Source organism: Paracoccus sp. R12_2 (genome assembly GCF_017744015.1).
In the GTDB taxonomy this organism is placed as follows: Bacteria; Pseudomonadota; Alphaproteobacteria; order Rhodobacterales; family Rhodobacteraceae; genus Paracoccus.
This window is the reverse complement of the sequence record NZ_JAGHRA010000018.1, coordinates 1-20822: the sequence shown is the minus strand read 5'-3', so window position 1 is coordinate 20822 and position 20822 is coordinate 1. Positions and strand designations below refer to the sequence as shown.

Below are 20822 nucleotides of genomic sequence, written 5' to 3'. Positions count from 1 at the left end.
GCTTGTATGCCCACCTATTCCGCTTTCGTTTTCGACTTGGACGGAACGCTGATCGACAGCGCCCCCGATATCGCCGCGGCGTTGAACGTGGGCTTCCGGGGCAACGGCTGGCCCCAGCTAGACCCCCACTATGTCGAGCGATTCATCGGCAACGGCCCTCACCGCCTGATTACCGACATTTTAGACGATCAGGACATCCCATACGACGACGCGGCGGTCGAGCGTGCGTTTCAGGGTTATCTGCAGACCTATCTGGACGATCCCGCTGGACGGACCCGATTCTTCGATCACGTCCCCGAGGATCTTGCGGCTTTGCGCGCTGCCGGGCTGCGGCTTGGCATCTGCACGAACAAGAACCATGCGGTGACGGGTAAGGTTTTGGAGCAACTCGGCCTGGCCCATCTGTTTGATGCAGCGGTGGGAGCGGATGCGGTCCCGGCCTGTAAGCCTGATGCCCGCCACCTGATGGCCGTGGCCGAGGCGATGGAGCTTCAGCCCGGCACCTGGGCCTATGTCGGCGATACACTTGTCGACCAAGCTACGGCCAAGGCGGCGGAAGTGCCGTTCTATGCCGTGACATGGGGCGGCGGCGGCGGGGTCGAGGTAGAGCCGGACCACAGGTTGGCCCGTTTGGCGGATTTGTTGCAGCACGAGCGCAAAGCTACCGCCGCACGATAGTGGCAAGGAGAAAAAAACAGTGACCGTTAGCCTGTTGCAACGCATCCTGCACGAACGCGAAGAAATGCGCCCGGCCGAGCGGCGGGTGGCCGATTACGTGGGCACTGCCCCGTCGGAAGTGATTCATATGAGCATGGCACGGCTGTCCGAACTGTGTTCGGTCAGCGATCCTACGATCATGCGCTTCTGCCGCCGCTTCGGCTTCGAGGGCTATCAGGACTTCAAGCTCAATCTGGCGCAAAGCCTCGTTCCCTCGGCGCCCTTCGCCTATGAGCAGATCACCCCGCAGGACAGCATTGCCAATATCGTCCGCAAGACGTGCCGCAATTCTCTGAATGCGGTCCAGCGGCTGGCTGAGGATCTGGACCCCGAGCAGGTAGCAGAGGGGGCGCGGCTTTTGCAGGCGGCAAGCTGGACGGGCATCTACGCCACCGGAATTTCCGAGGTGAATGCGCTGGATGCCGAGCATAAGTTCCAGCGCCTGAGAATGCGCTGCCAGGCGCTGTTGGGCAAGCAGCGGCAATGGATGCATGCGGAAAGCGCTCGCCCCGGCGACGTCGCGCTGATTTTTTCGCAGTCCGGTCATACCAAGCAGATGGTCGAGGTCGCCACCGCCGCCCGGGCCGGCGGCGCCCGCGTGGTCTCGGTTGCGGCTGGCGACAGTCCGCTTGCGCGGGTCTCGGACGCAGTCATCGCGGTGCTGCCTTATGACCGGACCGAACTGATGACGCCCCTGGCATCGCGGCTAAATCATCATCTGGTCACTAACATGCTGGTGACCGGCATCGCGATCGCCAGCGGCAGTGAGTTCCCTGACCAGCTTCCCGCGCTGGATAGCTGGCAGACCGACAAGATCTGAAACCCCTGAAGCGGCGCGGCATGGTCCGCGCGGGAGGAGGCGAAAATGAGTCAGCAGGACGAAGCCAAGAAAGTCGCGGGGCGCCGCGTGATCCAGGATTTCATCCATGACGGGATGAAGCTGGGCCTCGGCTCGGGCACCACGTCACATTTCTTCGTGCGGGAACTGGGCAAACATGTGGCTGAAGGGTTGAAGCTGGCCTGCACAACGACCTCGCGCTCGACCATCGACGTGGCGCGCGAGGTCGGGATCGAGATCACCGACCCGAACGACATCGGAGAGTTGGACCTGACCGTGGACGGCCCGGACGAGATAGACCGCAGCTTCAAGATGATAAAGGGCGGCGGCGCCTGCCTGCTGTGGGAAAAGATCATTGCCCACGCCTCGAAGCGGATGATCTGCGTGTGCGACGAGACCAAGATCGTGGATAGCCTGGGCAGGTTTCCCCTTCCGGTCGAGGTCGTGCAGTTTGCCTGGAAACAGACCGAGCGCATGGTGGCGCGCACCCTGACCCGGCACGGCATCGAAAACGCCCGGATCGAGCGGCGGATGCGCGACGGCCAGCCGGTGGTCACGGATAGCGGCAATTTCATCCTCGATTGTCATTGCGGCCCGGTTATCGCCGATCCGGCTCCTTTGGAGATCGAACTGAACCGTATTCCCGGCGTGGTTGAGAACGGTCTTTTCACCCGTGAGGCCGTTGGGATGGTCGTCGGCTGCTTCGACGGCTCGTCCTATGTGACGATGCGCTGATCTAGTAAAACTTCATGCCCGTAAAAAGCGCCTGCGCGGGCGGAGTTCGCGCGGGGCGTCACCGGAACTTACTATTTTCCTATATTTTTTGTTAGTTAACGCCAGGAATCACGGCCGGAAGAAGTGGATTCCAATGTGACGTCGCTTGACAGAATCGTCAATTATCTAGTAATACTATATTCACGAACCACCTGGGAGGATGTCATGACTAAAGAGATCGGAATAAGTCGGCGCAATGTGCTTGCGGGGAGTGCAGCGATGGGGCTTGGGGCAATGATGGGGCCGGGCGCTTTTGCGCAGAACGCCCTTTCGATTCCCTATTCGAACAAGAGCCTCGGCTACTATTTCTTCGTGATCCAGGAGGAGGCGGTCAAGCGCGCCGTCGCGGCCGCCGGGGGTCAGTTCCAAGCCACCAACGCCAATTTCGACAATACACGCCAGCTTGAGCAATGGCAAAGCCTGCTCTTGTCCCAGCCCTCGGCCATCATCTCGGATCCGATCGACAGCCAGGCTATTGTTTCGGCGATCCGGCGATATAATCGCCAGAACATCCCGGTCGGTATCATCGACACGCCCGCCGATGGCGGCGATGTCGCTATCACCGTCAGCTTCGACAACTTCCAGGGCGGCGTGATGGCCGCGCAAGAGATTGTGGACCGCCTTGTCAAGAAGCACGGCAGCCCCAAGGGCACGGTGTTGAACTGCTATGGCGCGCTGGCTTCGGTAGCCTGGCGGTTGCGCAAGGAGGGAATGGATTCCGTCTTCGCGCAATATCCCGAGATCAACTATCTTGAGCGCCCGACTGAAGGCCAGCTTGAGCAGATGCTGTCGGTGACGCTGTCCACCCTATCGGAGTTCCCCGATCTGGACGCTGTGCATGCGCCTTCGGATTCGCCCGCACGCGGCATCGCCACGGCGTTGCAGCAAAAGGGCCGCTGGAAGAAGGTGGACGAGGACGGCCATGTCATCTTCGTCAATATCGACGGCGAGCCTGTTGCCCTGCAATGGATTCAGGAGGGCTATATGGACGCATGCGTCTCGCAGGATCCCATCGCCTATGGCGAGATCGCGGTCGAGATGATTGTCAAGCATGCCCTCAAGGGCGAGGCAGTGCCAATCGGCACATACGAGAACCAGAAATACTTTTGGGAAAAGGGCGAGATTGTCGAGGGCAAGACCGGCCCAACACTTATCATCCCGCCATTTGTCATCAACAAAGACAACGCCACCGATCCGCGCCACTGGGGGGCCGTGGCCGAGAAGGATTGGGGAATCCCCTATTCCTGATCGGCGGTCGCGATCATTGTCGGAGCGGTCCGCGCTCCGACATCTGCCTGCGAAGGTCGGGGGAGGAATCCGATGACGATTCATGACACGCGCGGCATGGATACGGCCGACGACGCGATCCTGCGGATCGAAAACATCACCAAGAACTATGGCCCCGTCCAAGCGTTGCGCGGGGTTTCGCTGGAAATCTGCCGCGGCACGATTCACGGTCTTCTGGGCGAGAACGGTGCCGGGAAATCTACGCTGGTGGGCATCATCTCGGGGCAGAACACGCCCAACTCGGGCCGGATCCTGATGGATGGCCAGCTGCTCGTCCATGTCGATGTCAGGGCGATGGAAGAGGCGGGCGTCTTTCTGGTCACGCAAGAGCCGATGATCATCGACAGCATGACTGCGGCCGAGAACCTGATGCTGGGAATCTGGCCTACGCAGGGTGGCCTTGTCGATTGGAGGAAGTTGCGTGCGGATGCGGCACGGATGCTGGCAGGATCGGGGATCGACCCCGGCGTGCTGGCCGGGCGTCTGGACGCCGTGGCGCGGCGCAAGCTGAACATCCTGCGTGCGATGTTCTCGGGCGGCCGGGTCATCATCCTGGATGAGCCCACCGCCGCGCTGACCGTAGCCGACCGGCGCGTGCTGTTCGACTTCATGCGCAGGCTCAAGGCCGAGGGCGTCACCTTCATCTTCATTTCGCATTACAACGACGAGATCCTAGAGATCTGCGACGCGGTGTCGGTGCTGCGCGACGGCAACCTGGCGGGCGAGTCCGATGATGTCTCAGCCCTCAGTTCCGAGCAACTGACGGAACTGGTTCTGGGCCGGGGGCTGAAGCTGTTCCAGCGCAGCCGCCGCGACCATGACGGCGAGGCGCCTGCCGTAAGGCTTCGGGCCGTAGTCGGGACGAACCTGTGCATCGACGCGTTGGACATCGCGCCCGGCGAGATCCTGGGCTTTACCGGCCTGCCAGGTGCGGGTGCGAAGGAACTGGCGCGTGCGATCATTGGCCTGCACCCGGCAAGCGGCACCATCTTGCTCGGCGGTCGCGAAGGCCCGTTACCGGGCAACCCGCGCGTGGCCTTCGATGTTGGGATCGCCTATCTTTCGGATGATCGCCGCAAGGATGGTGCCGTGGGGCAGATGTCCATCGGAGACAATATCGCGCTGTCCTCGCTGCCGTCGCGGGCACGGGCAGGGTTCATCGACCGCAAGGCAGAAGCCTCCGTCGTGGCGCATTACTTCGGTGCCATGGGCATCAAGGCGCCGAACGCGAACTATGCGGTAAACACCCTCAGCGGTGGCAACCAGCAGAAGGTCTGTCTGGGGCGCGTGTTGGCGACGAACCCGCGCCTGCTGATCGTGGACGAACCCACGCGCGGCATCGACGTGGGCGTGAAACAGGACGTCCTGCGCATCATCGATGAACTCAGCGATACCGGGGTTTCGGTCATTATCGTTTCGACAGACACTGACGAGCTGGTGCGCGCCGCCGACCGGGTCTGCATCTTCGACCGCGGCAGCATCAAGGAAACCCTGACGGGAGAGGATATCTCCGTCGAGCGTCTACGCGCCTCGGTGCAGACATGACGCGATCCGGAAAAGGAGAACCGGCGATGAGCAACGCAACCGCTAATGCATCGCAGGACGCAGGCAAGGCGAACGGTCACGCAGTGCTGGGCTGGGTGCTGCATAACGTGGTGTGGATCTGGCTAATCTCGCTGGTGGTAATCTTCGGCGCCTTCAATGACTACTTCCTGACCGTCTTCAACCTGCAGAACGTGATGGTGCAGGCCACTGTGCTGGGCATGCTGGGGCTGGCGGTCGCCCTGCCGCTGCTGGTAGCCGAGATCGATCTGTCGATCCCCGCCAATGCCGGCTTTTCAGCGGCGGTGGGTGCGTTGGCATATTCCGACCTCGGTTTGCCGTGGTTCATCGCCATGCTGGTCGGGCTGGCCGTGGGCACCTTCATCGGCTTCTTCAACGGCCTTTGCATCACGCGGTTGAAGATGGTCTCGCTGATCGAGACCCTGTCGATGATGATCATCCTGCAAGGCGCACTGCTGGCGCTGACGCAGGGCAAGACGCTGACCAATCTTACCGACGGCTATGTCTGGATCGGGCAGGCGACGCTGGGTGGCTGGCCGATCATGCCGGTGGTGTTCCTGTTGGCGTTGGCGGTGATGGGGGTGGTGCTGCACCGCACGGTGCTCGGGCGTTCGATCTATGCCGTGGGCGGCAATCCCGTCGCCTCGAACTCGGCCGGGATCCGCGTCGCACGCATCAAGGTCATCACCTATACCATCTCAGGCTTTCTGGCGGCGCTGGCCGGGTTCTTGCTGGGCTCGTGGCAAATGGCGATCACCTCGAACCAAGGCTCCAGCTACTTGCTCTATGCTATCGCGGCCCCCATCATCGGCGGCGTCAGCGTCTTCGGCGGGCGCGGCAATGTGCGCGGCGTGCTGGGCGGCGTGCTGCTGCTGACCGTGATTCAGGTCGGGCTGGCCATCATCAACGTCCCCTCCTTCTATGTTGGTATGATCGGCGGCGTGATGATCTTCATCGCCGTGGCCATCGACGCCGTCCGGGTTCGCTATTTCGGCTGATCCACTCAACTGAGAAAGGCACGCAATGACGTTCGCGCCACATGGCAAGCATCTGATAGCGGGTAGATGGGTCGGCTCGACCCGGACGTTCGATAACGAGCCCGCTTACGGTCCGGCGGATCGCTTTTCGATGGGGACGGTGGATCTGGTGGATCGCGCTGCGCGCGCGGCCGAGGATTCCTTCTGGTCCTATGGCTACAGCACACGCGCGGATCGCGCCGCTTTCCTGAACGCCATCGCGGACGAGATCGAGGCGCGTGCCGCCGACATCACCGAGATGGGCTGCCGCGAAACCGGCCTGCCCGAGGTGCGGTTGAATGGTGAGCGCGGGCGGACAACCGGGCAGTTGCGGCTGTTCGCGCAGACGATCCTCGCTGGCGACTACCTGGACCGACGGCATGATGCGGTGCTGCCAGATCGCCAGCCGCTGCCCCGCCCGGACCTTCGCCTGGCGCAGCGTCCGATGGGGCCGGTTGCGGTCTTCGGCGCCTCGAACTTTCCGCTGGCCTTCTCGGTTGCGGGCGGCGACACGGCCTCCGCTCTGGCGGCCGGCTGTCCGGTCGTAGTCAAGGGACATTCCGCCCATCCCGGCACCAGCGAGATCGTGGCCGAAGCCGCGCTGGCCGCCATCCGCTCATGTGGCATCCATCCCGGTGTCTTCTCGCTCGTGCAGGGCGGAACGCGCGAGGTGGGCTCGGCGCTGGTCCAGCATCCGCTGATCAAGGCGGTAGGTTTTACCGGCAGCCTCGGCGGGGGCAGGGCGCTGTTCGACCTCTGCGCCGCGCGATCTGAGCCGATCCCCTTCTTCGGCGAGCTTGGCTCGGTGAACCCGATGTTCATCCTGCCCGAGGCCCTGAAGGCGCGTGGCACGCAGATTGGCCAAGGGTGGGCCGCGTCCATGACCGGCAGCGCGGGCCAGCTTTGCACCAATCCTGGCATCGCCATCGTTCCCGAGGGCGCCGCGGGTGATGACCTTGTCACCGCGACGGCCGAGGCGCTAGCCGCTGTCGCGCCGCAGGTGATGCTGACTGCGGGCATTGCGGATGCCTATCGAGCCGGCAAGGCGCGGTTAGATGGAAGCAATTCGGTGCGCCCCATCCACACCACCGACCGCACGGGCCGCGACGTGGGGCCGAACCTCTACGAAGTCTCGGCGGACGCTTTCCTGTCGGATCACGAATTGTCAGATGAAGTGTTCGGTCCGCTCGGCCTGGTCGTTCGAGCATCCTCGATCAATGCGATGGTGGAACTGGCGCATGGTTTCGCTGGTCAATTGACAGCCACCCTGCACATCGACGCGGGCGATACCGGGACCGCTAGGCGCCTGATGCCGGTGCTGGAGCGCAAGGCGGGCCGCATTCTGGTCAACGGCTATCCCACCGGAGTCGAGGTCTGCGATGCCATGGTCCATGGCGGACCCTATCCGGCCTCGACAAACTTCGGGGCGACCTCAGTCGGCACCATGGCAATCCGCCGCTTCTTGCGTCCGGTTTGCTATCAGGACCTGCCTATGGAACTGCTGCCTGTCGATCTTCGCTAGCATGATATGGGCGGGCGCAATGCGCCCGCCCATTTGGATCAATAGGGGCTGTCCGGGAAATAGAATTCCTCGGCATTTTCCTTGGTAATCAGCGGGCTGTCCAAGACATAGCGCCCACGGATTGGGGATTGTGTCGCATAGCGCATCGCTGTGACCTCGATGGCGGGGGCGATCAGGGTCGGCGGATAGAAGATATCAGCGTCGATCAGCGTGTCGCCGTCCATGATCATCTTGATCACCCGGTTCATGCCCGAACCGCCCAGTAGCACCATGCCCTCTTGCCGCCCAGCTTGTTCGATGGCCGCCCGGGCGCCCAGAGCAGCGTCGTCGTCGCCGGCCCAGACGCCGTCGATTTCCGGAAAGCGGGTCAGATAGTCCTGCATCAGCTCGAAGGCCTTATCGGGATTCCAGTTGGCATATTGCATGTCGAGGATCTCGATTCCCGAGCCCTCGAGCGTTTCCTGGAACGCGTCGATGCGGATGTTGTCGATGGCCGTCGGAATGCCCCGCATCACCACGACCTTGCCGCCGGCGGGGAATTTGCCCTTGAAGTATTCGGCCGCGACCACGCCGTATTGCGGGTTGTTGCCGCCGACATAGAGGTCCTCGACGCCGTCTTCGGACAGGCCGCGATCCACTGCGGTGATAAAGATGCCCCGATCCTTGGCGGCCTTGACCGGCTCGGTCAGCGGGTCGCTTTCCATCGGCAGAATCACCAACGCGTCGATCTGCTGAGCGATTAGATCCTCGACGTTGTTCACCTGGGTCTGCACGTCGCCAGCCGTGGTCAGCACGAATTCGAGCTGCGGGAATGCCGCTTCCATCGCCTTGATGGTGCGCTCGGTATGGAAGTTCAGCCCGCCGGTCCAGCCATGAGTGGCGGCGGGTATGGCGATGCCGATCTTTGCGGTCTTTTCCTGCGCGGTCGCGGGCAAGGTGGTGGACAGGGCAAGCCCTGCGGCACCAGCAGCCAGGATCAGGCGGCGTGTCAGTTCCATGGTATTTCCTCCTCTTGGTTCAAAAAGGTGTGCTACGGCGTTGCAGAAAGACGGCGATCACTATGATCGCACCCTGGAATGCACCGTTCAGATGGGGGCTGACGAAGCTGGTCAGGTTAAGGATATTGGCGACGAGGCCTAGGATCAGCACGCCGGCGACCGTGCCCCAGACGCGCCCATAGCCGCCTGCCAGCGCGGTGCCACCGATGATTACAGCAGCGATGGCCTCAAGTTCCCACAGCATACCGGTCGACGGCGTCACGGCGCCGAGTCGCGGGATATAGATCAGCGTTGCCAGGCCGACGCATAACCCCTGAAAGGCGTAGGTCGCGATACGCACCCGGGCTACGCGGATCGCGGAATGGCGCGCGACCTCTGCGTTCGAACCGATAGCGATGACATGGCGGCCGAATCGCAGCCGGGTCATGGCGATCTCGCCCAGTATCGCCAGCGCGGCGAAAATCAGCACCGGCACTGGAACACCCAGAACGGTGCCGTAGTAAAGCGGCCGACCCACGCCGCGCAGCGCAAAATCCAGCGAGATTGAGCCACCGTCTGACATCCAAGTGATCAGCGAGCGCATGATCCCCATCGTCCCTAGCGTGACGATGAAGGCGTCGATGCGGCCCCAGACCACTAGCGCGCCATTGGCCATCCCGGCCGCGCCGCCGAAGACAAGGGCGAGCGCCAGACCGGCAAACAACGCGCCCATGGCTCCGAGCGTAGGTAGCATCGCATTCATGCACAGTATCGACAGTCCCGCCACCAGCGCTGCCATCGCGCCCACCGACAGATCCAGCCCTCGCGCGGTGATGACGAAGGTCGCGCCGACAGAGATGATGCCGATGACCGATGATCGCGTAACCACGTTCAGCAGGTTCTCAGATGTCAGAAAGGTTGGGCTCAACAAGCTGCCGGCCAGAAATAACAGAATCAGTGCCAGCAAGGGTCCCATCCGGCTCAAGGAATTGCGTATCATGTCGAAGCGTCATGATTCTGAAGCCCAAGCGCGAGGTTGAGGATTTCATGCTCGGTCGGTCGGGTGCTTTCTGGGGGCGTGACGATGCCCGCGACGCGGCCGCGATCCATCACCAGGATCCGGTGTACCAAGCCAATTAGTTCCGGCAGCTCGGACGAGATCACAATCACCGCCTTGCCATTCTGGGCGAGTCCCGCGATCACCTGATAGATCTGCATCTTGGCGCCGATATCGACGCCGCGCGTTGGCTCGTCCAGAATCACCACGTCAGGATCGGGCGCCAGCGTCTTGGCGATCAGCACCTTTTGTTGGTTGCCGCCGGAAAGCCGACCAACCGCGATCTTCGGCGAGGCGGCGCGGATAGAGTAACGCGCTTGCGCATCGGCATAGCGGCGGGAATCCTCATCCCGGTCAATGAGCGTGCCGCCAGCTAGCGCGCTGATGGTCAGGCTGGTATTCAGTTCGACGTTTTCGGCAAGAAGCAGGCCGCGCGACTTTCGGTCTTCGGTCAGATAGGCGATGCCAAGCCGCCAAGCTTCGACAGCATCGGGCAGGGGAGACTCGGCCCCGCGCAGGATGAAACGCCGCGCATTGGCCGAGCGCAATCCGACAAGCGCCTCGACCATCTCGGTCCGGCCCGAGCCGACGAGCCCGGCGATGCCCAGGATCTCGCCAGGTGCTACGGCAAAGGATGCATCCTGAACCGGCGGTCCGAAATCGCGTGGGACCGACAGCCCCTCGACCGCAAGGATCGGCGCAGCGGTGGGATAGGGCGCGAGCGGCGGAAACAGGTCTTCCATCTCTCGCCCGATCATCGCCGAGGCAATGTCATGTTCCGACAGCCCGGCGGCGGGCCGGTCCAACGTGATCGTGCCGTCGCGCAGAACTGCGACCCGGTCCGAGATCGCCCGCACCTCGTCCAGCCGATGCGAGGTGAAGATGACAGAGCCGCCTTCGGCCGCAAAGGCGCGGATGCGCGCGAAAAGCGCCTCGGTCTCTCGCGCTCCCAGAACTGCGGTCGGCTCGTCCATCAGAAGCAGCCGAGGGCCCGAGGCAAAGGCCTTGGCAAGTTCGACGATTTGCCAACTCGATACCGGAAGGCCGGCCATGCCTGCACGCGGGTCAATATCGGAGTTAAGAAGCTGGAGAGCGTTACCGGCCGCTTTATTCATGGCGGCAAAGTCGATTAGACCGCACCGAGTCGGCTCGTGCCCCAGCAAGATGTTCTCGGCAACGCTAAGGTCCGGGATCAGGGCGAACTCCTGATGCACCAGCACGATCCCGGCGGTCTCGGCTTCCTGCGGATCGGCGGACACCGGCTGGCCCTGCCAGCGCGTCCGACCCTCGCCGGGGGCCAGATAGCCCGCGATGATCTTCATCAAAGTCGATTTTCCGGCGCCGTTCTCCCCGACCAGCGCCAGCACCTCACCCACCGCGAGTGTCAGGTCAATGCCATTTAGCACCCTGTTCGGGCCAAAGGCGTGTGCAATCCCTTCCAGCCGAAGCGCATCCGGCATCTGATTCTGCGGCATGGTGAATTCCTCCATCGCAACAGAAACACCGATATAGAAATAATTGCAATAGTTGTTGCAATCCGAGACGAACCGCGGTTTCTTTTGCTTCGGCAAGACCGGAACACGTCGAGGAGGAACAAGATGTCCGACACTCAGAACCCAGCGGGAGCCTTTCCTGTCCCACGCCGGAAACTGCGCCTCGGTGTCGTCGGCGGTGGCTCGGGTGCTTTCATAGGGCAAGTGCATGCACGCGGCGCACGCCTGTCAGATCGCTGGCAGATCGTCGCGGGCGCCCTGTCTTCGCGTGCCGAAGTGGCGAAGGCCTCAGGCCGTGACTGGGGGTTGGATCCTGACCGCAGTTATACCGATTGGCGGGAAATGGCGCCAACGGAGGCTGCGAGACCTGACGGCATCGACGCGGTGGCGATTACCGTGCCAAACCATCTGCATTTTTCTGTCGCTATGGAGTTCATGGATGCTGGCATCGACGTGATCTCGGACAAGCCGCTGGTCAACACGCTGGACGAAGCGCAGGCACTGATCGAAAAGCAGCGACAAACCGGGCTTATCTTCGGTGTGACCTACTCTTTCGCTGCGCATTCAATGGTGCGGCAGGCACGGCAGATGGTGCGTGACGGAGCGATCGGCAACATCACGCAGATCCACGTCGAATATTTTCAGGAGATGGCGTTACTGCCGGCTGATGCCGCGTGGTCTGGAACTCCTTGGCGACAGGATCCAGCGAAGGTGGGAGGGGCCGCGACCACTGCGGATATTGGAACTCATGCCCACCATCTGGCCGAATTTGTGTCGGGTCTACGCATGACTGAACTACGCGCTGAATTCCACCGTCTGGGAGCCGATCAACCCTTGGAAGACACCGCCTTCATGAACTGTCGCTTTGAGAATGGTGTGCCCGGCACCCTTCTCATTTCACAAGCGGCTGCTGGGGCGAGCTGTGCTTTGCGCATCCGCATTTCGGGAACAAAAGGAACGCTGGAATGGGATCAGGAGAATCCTGAATACCTGCATCATCGCCCCTTCCACTCTCCTCATGTCCGCTTCTCGCGCGGCCATGGTGCTGGCATTTTGTCGGATGCCGCTCGTTTCGTTCACATGCCTCGCGGCCATCCCGAAGCGCTCTCGGACGCTTGGGGAAATCTCTACGAAGAGTTTGCGATAGCCGTTGAGGCACGCCGCGATGGACGTGAACTCCCGAAGGGTCTGCTTGGCTATCCCGGACTACAGGAGGGAGCGACAGGCGTAGCGTTTGTGCAGGCCGCTATCCGGTCGAACGCCAAGGGCGGGGAGTGGGTATCCTGCACATTCGACAAGTAGAGAATATTTCAACGAGGAGGAACAAGATGAAACGAATGATGATCACTGCAGCGTTTGCGATGTCGGCATTCAGCGTGCACGCTCAGGACATTGGCGTCGCAATGGCCCAGTTTGACAATAACTTTCTGACCATCCTGCGAGAAGGTATAGAAGAAGCGGGCAAAGCCGAGGAAGTGACTCTACAGTTTGAAGATGCCCAAAACGATGTGCCTCGACAGCTGAGCCAGATCCAGAATTTCATCTCTTTGGGTGTGGATGCGATCATAGTGGTAGCAGTTGATTCGGATGCCATCACGCAGATGAATAAGATGGCATCTGAGGCAGGTATTCCGATTGTCAATATCAACCGTGAGCCGCCGAATGTAGACAACCTCGGCGCCCTTGAGGCCTTTGTGGGTTCACGTGAGGTTGATGCAGGCACGATCCAGGCAGCTGAGGCATGCCGATTGGTCAAGGAGAAAGTAGGCGATGGCGTAGCGAAGGGGGTTATTTTGGCCGGCGACCTTTTTATTCAAGCAGGTCGCGTCCGGACTGAAACCGTCCAAGAATACGTCAAGACTCCTGCATGCAACTTCGTTCAGGTCGAAGATACTCAGGTTGCAGATTGGTCGCGCAGCAAAGCCGCTGATTTGGTTTCCAACTGGTTGACTGCGGGGCTCGAACTGGATGTGATCTTTGCCAATAATGATGAAATGGCGATCGGTGCGGCGCAAGCGCTAAACGCGGCCGGGGTCGATCCCCACGACGTCGTGGTCGCAGGTATCGATGCGACGCCTGATGCGTTGATGGGACTGGAGGCCGGGGACATCGACCTTACGGTCTTTCAGGATGCAGCGGGTCAAGGACGCAAAGGGCTTGAAATTGCTGCGGCGATGGCGAGGGGGGAAGAACCGGCAAATCGGGCGGTCTACATTCCGTTCGAGCTGGTGACAGCAGAAAACGCCGACGATTTCTCCGGCAATTGATCCCCATTAATATCGTGCAGCTAGGAAATATTCATGACCTTGGGTGTTGGCGTCATCGGCGCAGGAGTGATGGGCGGACTTCATGCACGCCTTCTCTCCGAAGAAATTGCGGGTGCGCGGCTCGTTGCCGTCTCGGATCCTGACGAAGGAAGGGCGCAAGCCGCGTCGTATGGTGGTAAGATCTTTCAGAAGGGGATGGCACTGATCCATTGCGATGCGGTGGATGCTTTGATTCTTGCTTCGCCGGACGCCACTCACCATGAGTTGGTCATGACGGCACTGCGCTTGGGAAAGCCTGTCTTGTGCGAGAAACCCCTCGCGGCCACTGTGATGCAATGTCGCGAGATCTATGAAGCAGATTCAGGACAAGACCTGGTTTCTGTCGGGTTCATGCGCCGCTTCGATCCCTGTTATCGTGAGATGAAAGAAGCCTTGTGCCACGGTGCGATTGGAACGCCTATGCTGGTGCGTTGTGCACACCGCAACCGCGTAGCACCAAGTTGGTTCGATGGGTCCATGATTATCTCCAATGCCATGGTCCACGAGATCGATATATGTAGGTGGTTATTGGGTGTAGAGTTTACCTACGTCAGGTTAAGTTCAGTAGGCGAGGCTGGTGACATGATCCTTGCCGAGCTCCAGACCAATCTTGGGATCGTTATCTCAATCGAAGTCTTCATGAACGCCAGCTACGGCTACCACGTTCACACTGAGATCGTCGGCCGCGACGGGACAATCGCGATGGCCGAGCCAGCGGTTTTGCGGTTGCGACGCGAAGGAGCCGCATCCGCTGCGTATTCAAGCGACTGGATACGTCGCTTTGCTGAAAGCTACCGTGCTCAAGATCAAGCGTGGGTGCGCGCCGTCCTGCACAACCGCCGATGCTCCGAGATTGCCTCTGCACGAGACGGTCTCTTTGCTACCAGCTATGCTTTACAGATTGCCGATCTTCTAACGGTTGGTGGTGGAAAGCTCGAGATCCCCATCTAGCATGTGTGCCACCAGATACGCTCATCTGAGTATTCAGAGATCTTTGAATCCAAGGCTCTGTTTTTAGGAGCTGTTTTCAAAAGGTCTGGCTAGAGTCAGTTGGCTTGACCAACTGCAACCCGAGGTGGCGGGCCTCTTCCCTCAGCACAGTATGTAGCTGAAAGGCTGTGGATAGGCTCGCGTCAGGAATGTTGGAGGTTGGATCCGTTGGAAGCATATTTTGCTTGATGCGATTTCTGCAATTTTTATTGCACGGATGGGGGCGTGCGCGTATGCTGCAACTGAAGGGGCAGATTCGTCTGCGTCTGGGAGGTGATGGCAGGCTCTGCAACGAGCAGACCAACAGTATGCCTGATCGGCAGCGGGGATAAACAAGGCTCGGACAGATCTACGGAAAGCACCAGTGCTTTCCGCACAGAATAGCTTTGCCTGCCGTCGTAAGAGAAGTTTCATGAGCCAACTGGAGGAACACCGATGAAAAAACTTTTGAGCGCTTCGGCAGTTTGCGCGCTAATGACCAGCGCAGCGCATGCTGAAACGATAGGCGTAGCAATGTCGCTGTTTGATGACAACTTTCTGACGGTGCTTCGCCAGAACATCGATAGCCACGCCAAGGATTTGGGCGTTGAGGTGCAGATGGAAGATGCGCAGGGCGATATCGCTAGACAGCAATCTCAGATCGAGAATTTCGCGGCATCGGGCGTCGATGGCATTATCACCATGCTGGTAGACGCCGATTCAGGTCAGGCAATGTCGAAGATGGCCGAGCAATACGGCGTGCCGCTCGTTTTCGTGAATATGCTTCCCGCCAATATGGACGAGTTTCCTGCAGACCAGGCTTGGGTAGGATCGGACGAGGAGCAAGCTGGGCGGCTTGAAGCATCAGAGGTCTGCAAGCTGATGGGAGGCGAGGGCACGGCTGTTATCCTGATGGGCCAGCTCGGCACTACAGGGCAGCGCGGCCGCACGAAAGCCACCGAAGAGGTCTTGGCAAGCGACGATTGCCAAGGGATCGAGATCCTCGATCAACAGACTGCGAACTGGATGCGAACACCTGCTCTGGACCTGATGACAAACTGGATGACCTCTGGGCTGCAGCCAGATGCCGTCATTGCAAACAATGACGAGATGGCGCTTGGCGCGATCCAAGCACTCAAATCTGCCGGTGTCTCGATGGACAACGTCATCGTCTCTGGGGTTGATGCAACTCAAGATGCACTGGCTGCCATGGAAGCGGGAGATCTTGATGTCACCGTCTATCAATCGGCAAAGGGACAAGGTGAGGGTGCGCTTGACACCGTGCTGAAGATCGCGCGCGGCGAGGAATTCGAACAGCGCGTGACCGTGCCGTTCGAGTTGGTCACCCCCGAAAATCTCGCAGAATACAAGGCAAAGAACTGATTCCAGTGGGTGACGCAGTTGCTGCTGCGTCGCCCATACTCGCATCAGGAGACCTTAATGATATCGGAACACACCAAAGAGGCGATCGAGCGAGTAAAATCGCAGGTCGGCGACAGGCTTCTTGAGATCGACGGAATTCGCAAGGAGTTTCCCGGGGTAGTCGCGCTGGATGACGTGCGGTTCAGTCTACGGAAGGGGACCGTCCATGCGTTGATGGGCGAAAACGGTGCCGGAAAATCCACGTTGATGAAGATTATAGCTGGCATTTATTCTCCGGACCGCGGCACGATTCGCCTTCGAGGAGAGGAAGTGACGCTACATGGACCGCTTGATGCGCTGGAGCGTGGAATCGCGATGATCCATCAAGAGCTGGCGCTCATGCCTTTCATGACAGTGGCCGAGAACATCTGGATCCGGCGAGAGCCGCTGAACCGCTTTGGTCTCGTGGACCATCTACAGATGGCGCGACAGACTCAGGAACTATTTGACCGGCTGAATATTCGCATCGACCCCCTATCGGAGGTTCGCTTCCTGACTGTCGCACAGCGGCAGATGGTCGAGATCGCCAAGGCGGTCAGTTATGAATCCGATGTCCTGATCATGGACGAGCCGACATCCGCTTTGACCGAAACTGAAGTGGATCATCTTTTCCGCATCATACGAGACCTGAAGGCCCGTGGGATTGGGATCGTCTACATCACCCACAAGATGAACGAACTATTCGAAATTGCGGACGAGTTTTCTGTGTTTCGCGATGGGCACTATGTCGGCACCCACGCAAGCGAGGATGTGAACCGAGACGACATAATCAGGATGATGGTCGGCCGCGAGATCACGGAAATGTTTCCCAAGGAAGAAGCGCAGATCACCGATATCGTAATGGGCGTCGATCACCTTACATTGGATGGCGTATTTCATGATATAAGCTTCGACCTTCGCAAGGGCGAGATCCTGGGCCTTGCGGGACTCGTCGGCTCGGGCCGCTCGAATGTGGCCGAGGCTCTTTTCGGGGTTACGCCCGCGACATCCGGCAAAATCCGCATCGACGGGGAAGAGGTCATTATTGGTTCCCCCGCCGACGCGATGAAGCACGGTATGGCTTTTCTAACGGAGGATCGCAAAGAGACTGGTTGTTTCCTGCCACTAAGCATTCTCGAAAACATGCAAATCGCCATGCTGCAGGACAATAATGTCAGGATTGGATTTGTTGATCAAGGCACCGTTAGCCGGCTATGCGACGAGATGCGCGAAGCTCTACGGGTAAAGACCCCGAATATGGAAGAGCGGATAGAGAACCTTTCGGGCGGCAATCAGCAGAAGGTCCTTATCGCACGCTGGCTACTGACTAAACCCCGGATCCTCATCCTTGATGAACCCACCCGGGGAATTGACGTCGGTGCAAAGGCCGAGATTCACCGATTGATTTCTCGCCTGGCCGCGCAGGGCGTGGCTGTGATCATGATCTCTTCGGAGTTGCCGGAAATCTTGGGAATGTCAGACCGGATCCTCGTCATGCATGAGGGCCACATGACCGGAATTATCGACCGTCAAGAAGCTGATCAGGTCAAAATTATGGAACTGGCGGCGCGCTGACGTCCGCATGCGTCTACTGGGCGCAGGGAGGAGCTAAGATGGAAGACGTGCAGATTGAACCGACGGCGAGGAAGGAAATTCGCCGCTTACCAAGCGATCTCAGCATCCTGATGGTATTGATTGGTGTTGCTTTGGTATTCGAGGTGCTTGGCTGGATATTTCAAGGTCAGAGCTTCTTGATGAATCCCCAACGCCTGACAATTATGATTCTCCAGGTTTCAGTGGTCGGGATCATCGCTATTGGTGTGACGCAAGTCATAATCACTGGTGGCATCGACCTGAGTTCCGGATCAGTTGTCGCAATGACCGCAATGGTGGCGATGAGCTTCGCCCAAGCATCGGGTTACGAAAGGGCCGTTTATCCGTCACTGACCGGATTGCCTGTCATCATTCCTTTAGCAGTTGGTCTTTGCATGGGCTTATTTGCGGGTATCGTAAACGGTTTGCTGATTGCCCGCACAGGCATCCCCCCATTCATCGCAACTCTCGGGATGATGGTTACTGCTAGAGGTGTGGCGAAGTGGTATACGAAGGGTCAACCTGTGAGCTTTCCTACTGAAGGATTTGCCACGATCGGTAACGGAGCTCTGCCGGTATTCATCTTTCTTGGCGTAGCGGTGATTTTCCATATCGCGCTAAAGTATACTAGGTATGGAAAGTTCACCTATGCGATCGGAGCTAATCCGCAAGCGGCTCGCGTCTCCGGGATCAACGTCCAGCGCCATCTGGTCAAGGTTTACGCGATCGCAGGATTGCTGGCAGGCCTTGCGGGTATCGTGACCGCAGCCCGCGCAGAAACCGCTCAAGCGGGCATGGGCATGATGTATGAGCTTGATGCCATCGCTGCGGCTGTGATCGGGGGCACATCCTTGGCTGGAGGCCGCGGGAAGATTTTCGGCACTGTCGTGGGCACGCTAATTCTCGGTCTAATGATGTCCGGTTTCACGTTCTTGCGGGTCGACGCCTACTACCAAGAGATCGTGAAGGGCATGATAATCGTCGCGGCGGTTGTCGCAGATGTCTATCGCCAGAAAGCGCGAAGCAAAAAAGCATAAATCGTGCGATCCCTTTGATCCGGGGCTGCGGCCTCGGATCTTCTGGTTAATGGTCGATTGGATGGTCTGGAACATTTTCTCAACGCCGCTTGAACTCGCAATTACCTCTTTGGCAGTTGCGCTCGTGGGTCTTTCCAAGGGCGGACTCGGCGGAATGAGCTTGCTTGGCGTGCCTCTGATGGCGTTGGTCATGCCTCCTTTCAAGGCGGCATCCATCCTGCTACCGGTGCTGATCATCATGGATATTGTCAGCGTCAGCAGCTGGCGCGGGTGGGTTAACTGGAGTATCTTTAGACTTCTCTTTCCTGGAGCGCTGGTCGGCATCGCGGTTGGCTGGGCGACAGCCGAGATTGTCTCTGATTCAGTCGTCCGCGTTATCGTCGGTATCGTTTCGCTTGCGTTCGTGCTGCGCGCTGTGGCTGGGACGGTCTCAGATCCAATTTCGACTGGGTCTGGAACCTCTGCACGCGTTTGGGGAGGGCTGGCAGGCTACGCCAGTTTCGTGGCACACGCGGGGGCCCCTCCCTTACAGATCTATATGATCCCGCTCAGGTTGGATCCCAGACTCTTTACTGGCACGTGCGTCATGTTCTTTGCCGCCACGAATGTCATCAAACTCATCCCATACGCCGCAATGGGCGGCCTGGATATCAACAACCTCGCTCGTGCAGGGACAATGCTGCCACTTGCAATATTTGCAACATATCTCGGAAGCTGGATAGTTAGGCATATGAGAGCCAGTGTTTTCTATCCATTTACCTATGCATCGGTGGCGCTGGTGGGGCTAAAGTTGATCTGGGACGGAATTGCAGGGATCTAGCTTCCCGTCACAGTTGGAATTCTAGGATCTTCCACATTCTGCTGCACGCGCGCCGCGACGGCCACCACCAATGCCTGCGCGAGACACATCGGCGCGGCCAAGGATCTGGAAAATGTGTAGTCGTGCTCCGGCACCGGAAACAAAACCGTCGCCCATTTCGCCAACGGCGACAGGGTGCTATCAGTTATCGCAATGATCGTTGTGTCCCGCTGGCCAGCCTCTTCTACAATATTCACAACTTCATTGGCGTAGAAGCGGAACGAGACTGAAACGAGGGCGTCTCGTTTTCCAATTGTGCGCGCCATATGCGTTGCAAGTCCCCCGCTGGCATCCAGAAGAACACACCGCTTTCCCAGCATCGTTAACACATAGCGCAAAAGATCGACGACCGGCTCAGCTCTGAGTTGTCCGATCAAATAGATCACATCGGCCTTGAACAAGATGTCCGCCGCCGATGCCAAGCCTTGGTCATCAATCTCATCCAGTAGCAATTGAAGCGAAGCGATATCCCGAACGACAAGATCACGCAGAAAGCCCATCTCCGACCGCTGCGGGGAGGATTGTAGTTCTTCCTCTAAAGCCTTCACTCTTGCTTCGAATCCAGGAGCTGCCGTTGCCAGTCGCTTTTGGAATAGCGTCTGCAACTCCTTGAATCCCTTGTATCCCAAGGACTGGGCGAACCGCACAAAGCTTGAGGCGTGGATACCGCACCGCTCGGCGATCGCGTTCACCGACTGCACAGCGACATCGTTCGGGTTCTGAGTCAAGAAGACGGAAATTCGCTGATAAGTCTTGCTCATGTTGTCGTGGCGATCATGGATTACCCTGATCAGCTCTTCGTAGTTTTGAGGGGACGGGTGGGGCATCATGTGCAAGTTCCTTTTCGCGCTATCTTGCAACATTTATTGCCAGATGCCCAAGCGTCTTTTTGGACTTTCGCCCAATTCGAACAAGAAAGATATGCACTCTCCCGTTTCCGTGACCCCATCGCAAAGAGCTGGGAACTGTTCGGGCAATGATGGCACCGTAGCGTTTTCTGGTGCCAAGCCCAAGCATGCGCCGAGAAACTCAAGTTGGACGAGCGAAAATCGACTATGGCTCCGTCTGGATTGTGCCGTCTGCGTCGTCATCGTGTGCGCTCATCCTGACACTATTCGAACTCGACCATCAGATCCTTGGCGTCGATCTGCTGACCCGCGGCGACGTGCAGGGCCTTGATGGTGCCGTCGCGGTCGGCATGGATGCCGGTTTCCATCTTCATCGCCTCGATGGTCAGCAGCATGTCGCCCTGCTTGACCGCCTGCCCCGCGTTGACCGCGACCGATGCCACGACGCCCGGCATCGGCGCACCGACATGGCTTGCGTTTGCCGGATCGGCCTTGGGCCGCGCCGCCGCGCTGCCCGCCACCTTGCGGTTCGGCACCCGGATCGAACGCGGCTGGCCGTTCAGTT

Annotated in this window: 19 protein-coding genes; 14 read left to right on the top strand and 5 right to left on the bottom strand. The window is 59.3% G+C overall.

The window, feature by feature from the left end; genetic code table 11:
• Positions 1–6 precede the first annotated feature (6 nt).
• The 7 genes from J7359_RS17195 to J7359_RS17165 all read left to right on the top strand — a co-directional run bounded on the left by J7359_RS17195 (position 7) and on the right by J7359_RS17165 (position 7717).
• Positions 7–678 carry an HAD-IA family hydrolase gene (locus J7359_RS17195; RefSeq protein WP_209058376.1) on the top strand — a complete coding sequence of 224 codons (672 nt, stop codon included), beginning with the start codon at positions 7–9 and terminating at the stop codon, positions 676–678.
• Between the two features lie 19 nt (positions 679–697).
• A complete protein-coding gene (locus J7359_RS17190; RefSeq protein ID WP_209058374.1) occupies positions 698–1537 on the top strand; it encodes a MurR/RpiR family transcriptional regulator in 840 nt (279 codons plus the stop codon).
• Between the two features lie 45 nt (positions 1538–1582).
• Positions 1583–2290, top strand: coding sequence for a ribose 5-phosphate isomerase A (gene rpiA / locus J7359_RS17185; protein ID WP_209058372.1), 708 nt, complete (start codon positions 1583–1585; stop codon positions 2288–2290).
• A gap of 123 nt (positions 2291–2413) precedes the next feature.
• Positions 2414–3577, top strand: coding sequence for a substrate-binding domain-containing protein (locus J7359_RS17180; RefSeq protein WP_348524412.1), 1164 nt, complete (start codon positions 2414–2416; stop codon positions 3575–3577).
• Between the two features lie 72 nt (positions 3578–3649).
• On the top strand, positions 3650–5161 hold the full coding sequence (locus J7359_RS17175) for a sugar ABC transporter ATP-binding protein (protein ID WP_209058371.1): 1512 nt from the start codon (positions 3650–3652) through the stop codon (positions 5159–5161).
• 26 nt (positions 5162–5187) lie between these two features.
• Positions 5188–6177: an ABC transporter permease gene (locus J7359_RS17170; RefSeq protein WP_209058370.1), complete on the top strand. Its 990-nt coding sequence runs from the start codon at positions 5188–5190 to the stop codon at positions 6175–6177.
• Positions 6178–6202: 25 nt separating this feature from the next.
• Complete coding sequence (locus J7359_RS17165; protein ID WP_209058368.1) at positions 6203–7717, top strand: aldehyde dehydrogenase (NADP(+)); 1515 nt, start codon at positions 6203–6205, stop codon at positions 7715–7717.
• A gap of 38 nt (positions 7718–7755) precedes the next feature.
• Here the strand turns inward: J7359_RS17165 and J7359_RS17160 are convergent, their stop codons facing one another.
• Genes J7359_RS17160 through J7359_RS17150 form a run of 3 tightly spaced genes read right to left on the bottom strand, consistent with a single transcriptional unit; the run spans position 7756 to position 11226 of the window.
• On the bottom strand, positions 7756–8715 hold the full coding sequence (locus J7359_RS17160; protein WP_209058366.1) for a substrate-binding domain-containing protein: 960 nt from the start codon (positions 8713–8715) through the stop codon (positions 7756–7758).
• Positions 8716–8734: 19 nt separating this feature from the next.
• Entirely contained in the window at positions 8735–9694 is a 960-nt protein-coding gene (locus J7359_RS17155) for an ABC transporter permease (protein ID WP_209058364.1), read from the bottom strand.
• Positions 9691–11226, bottom strand: a complete 1536-nt coding sequence (locus J7359_RS17150; RefSeq protein ID WP_247740492.1) for a sugar ABC transporter ATP-binding protein — start codon at positions 11224–11226, stop codon at positions 9691–9693. Before J7359_RS17150 ends, J7359_RS17155 begins: the two co-directional genes overlap by 4 nt.
• Before the next feature lie 123 nt (positions 11227–11349).
• Here J7359_RS17150 and J7359_RS17145 point away from each other — a divergent pair, with 123 nt between their 5' ends.
• The 7 genes from J7359_RS17145 (at position 11350) to J7359_RS17115 (ending at position 19370) form a co-directional block, all read left to right on the top strand.
• Positions 11350–12546, top strand: a complete 1197-nt coding sequence (locus J7359_RS17145; protein ID WP_209058363.1) for a Gfo/Idh/MocA family oxidoreductase — start codon at positions 11350–11352, stop codon at positions 12544–12546.
• Positions 12547–12572: 26 nt separating this feature from the next.
• A complete protein-coding gene (locus tag J7359_RS17140) occupies positions 12573–13511 on the top strand; it encodes a substrate-binding domain-containing protein (RefSeq protein ID WP_209058359.1) in 939 nt (312 codons plus the stop codon).
• Between the two features lie 33 nt (positions 13512–13544).
• Positions 13545–14501: a Gfo/Idh/MocA family oxidoreductase gene (locus J7359_RS17135; protein ID WP_209058354.1), complete on the top strand. Its 957-nt coding sequence runs from the start codon at positions 13545–13547 to the stop codon at positions 14499–14501.
• 474 nt (positions 14502–14975) lie between these two features.
• Complete coding sequence (locus J7359_RS17130) at positions 14976–15902, top strand: sugar ABC transporter substrate-binding protein (protein WP_209058352.1); 927 nt, start codon at positions 14976–14978, stop codon at positions 15900–15902.
• 9 nt (positions 15903–15911) lie between these two features.
• Entirely contained in the window at positions 15912–17495 is a 1584-nt protein-coding gene (locus J7359_RS17125; RefSeq protein ID WP_348524411.1) for a sugar ABC transporter ATP-binding protein, read from the top strand.
• Between the two features lie 38 nt (positions 17496–17533).
• Entirely contained in the window at positions 17534–18550 is a 1017-nt protein-coding gene (locus tag J7359_RS17120; RefSeq protein ID WP_209058350.1) for an ABC transporter permease, read from the top strand.
• Positions 18513–19370, top strand: coding sequence for a sulfite exporter TauE/SafE family protein (locus J7359_RS17115; RefSeq protein ID WP_247740491.1), 858 nt, complete (start codon positions 18513–18515; stop codon positions 19368–19370). Before J7359_RS17120 ends, J7359_RS17115 begins: the two co-directional genes overlap by 38 nt.
• Here the strand turns inward: J7359_RS17115 and J7359_RS17110 are convergent.
• Together J7359_RS17110 and J7359_RS17105 are read right to left on the bottom strand one after the other, a co-directional pair.
• On the bottom strand, positions 19367–20239 hold the full coding sequence (locus J7359_RS17110; RefSeq protein WP_209058348.1) for a MurR/RpiR family transcriptional regulator: 873 nt from the start codon (positions 20237–20239) through the stop codon (positions 19367–19369). The two genes, J7359_RS17115 and J7359_RS17110, sit on opposite strands and share 4 nt — an antisense overlap.
• A gap of 281 nt (positions 20240–20520) precedes the next feature.
• Positions 20521–20822 (bottom strand): biotin/lipoyl-containing protein (locus tag J7359_RS17105; protein ID WP_209058346.1); only part of this gene is annotated, 302 nt, incomplete at its 5' end.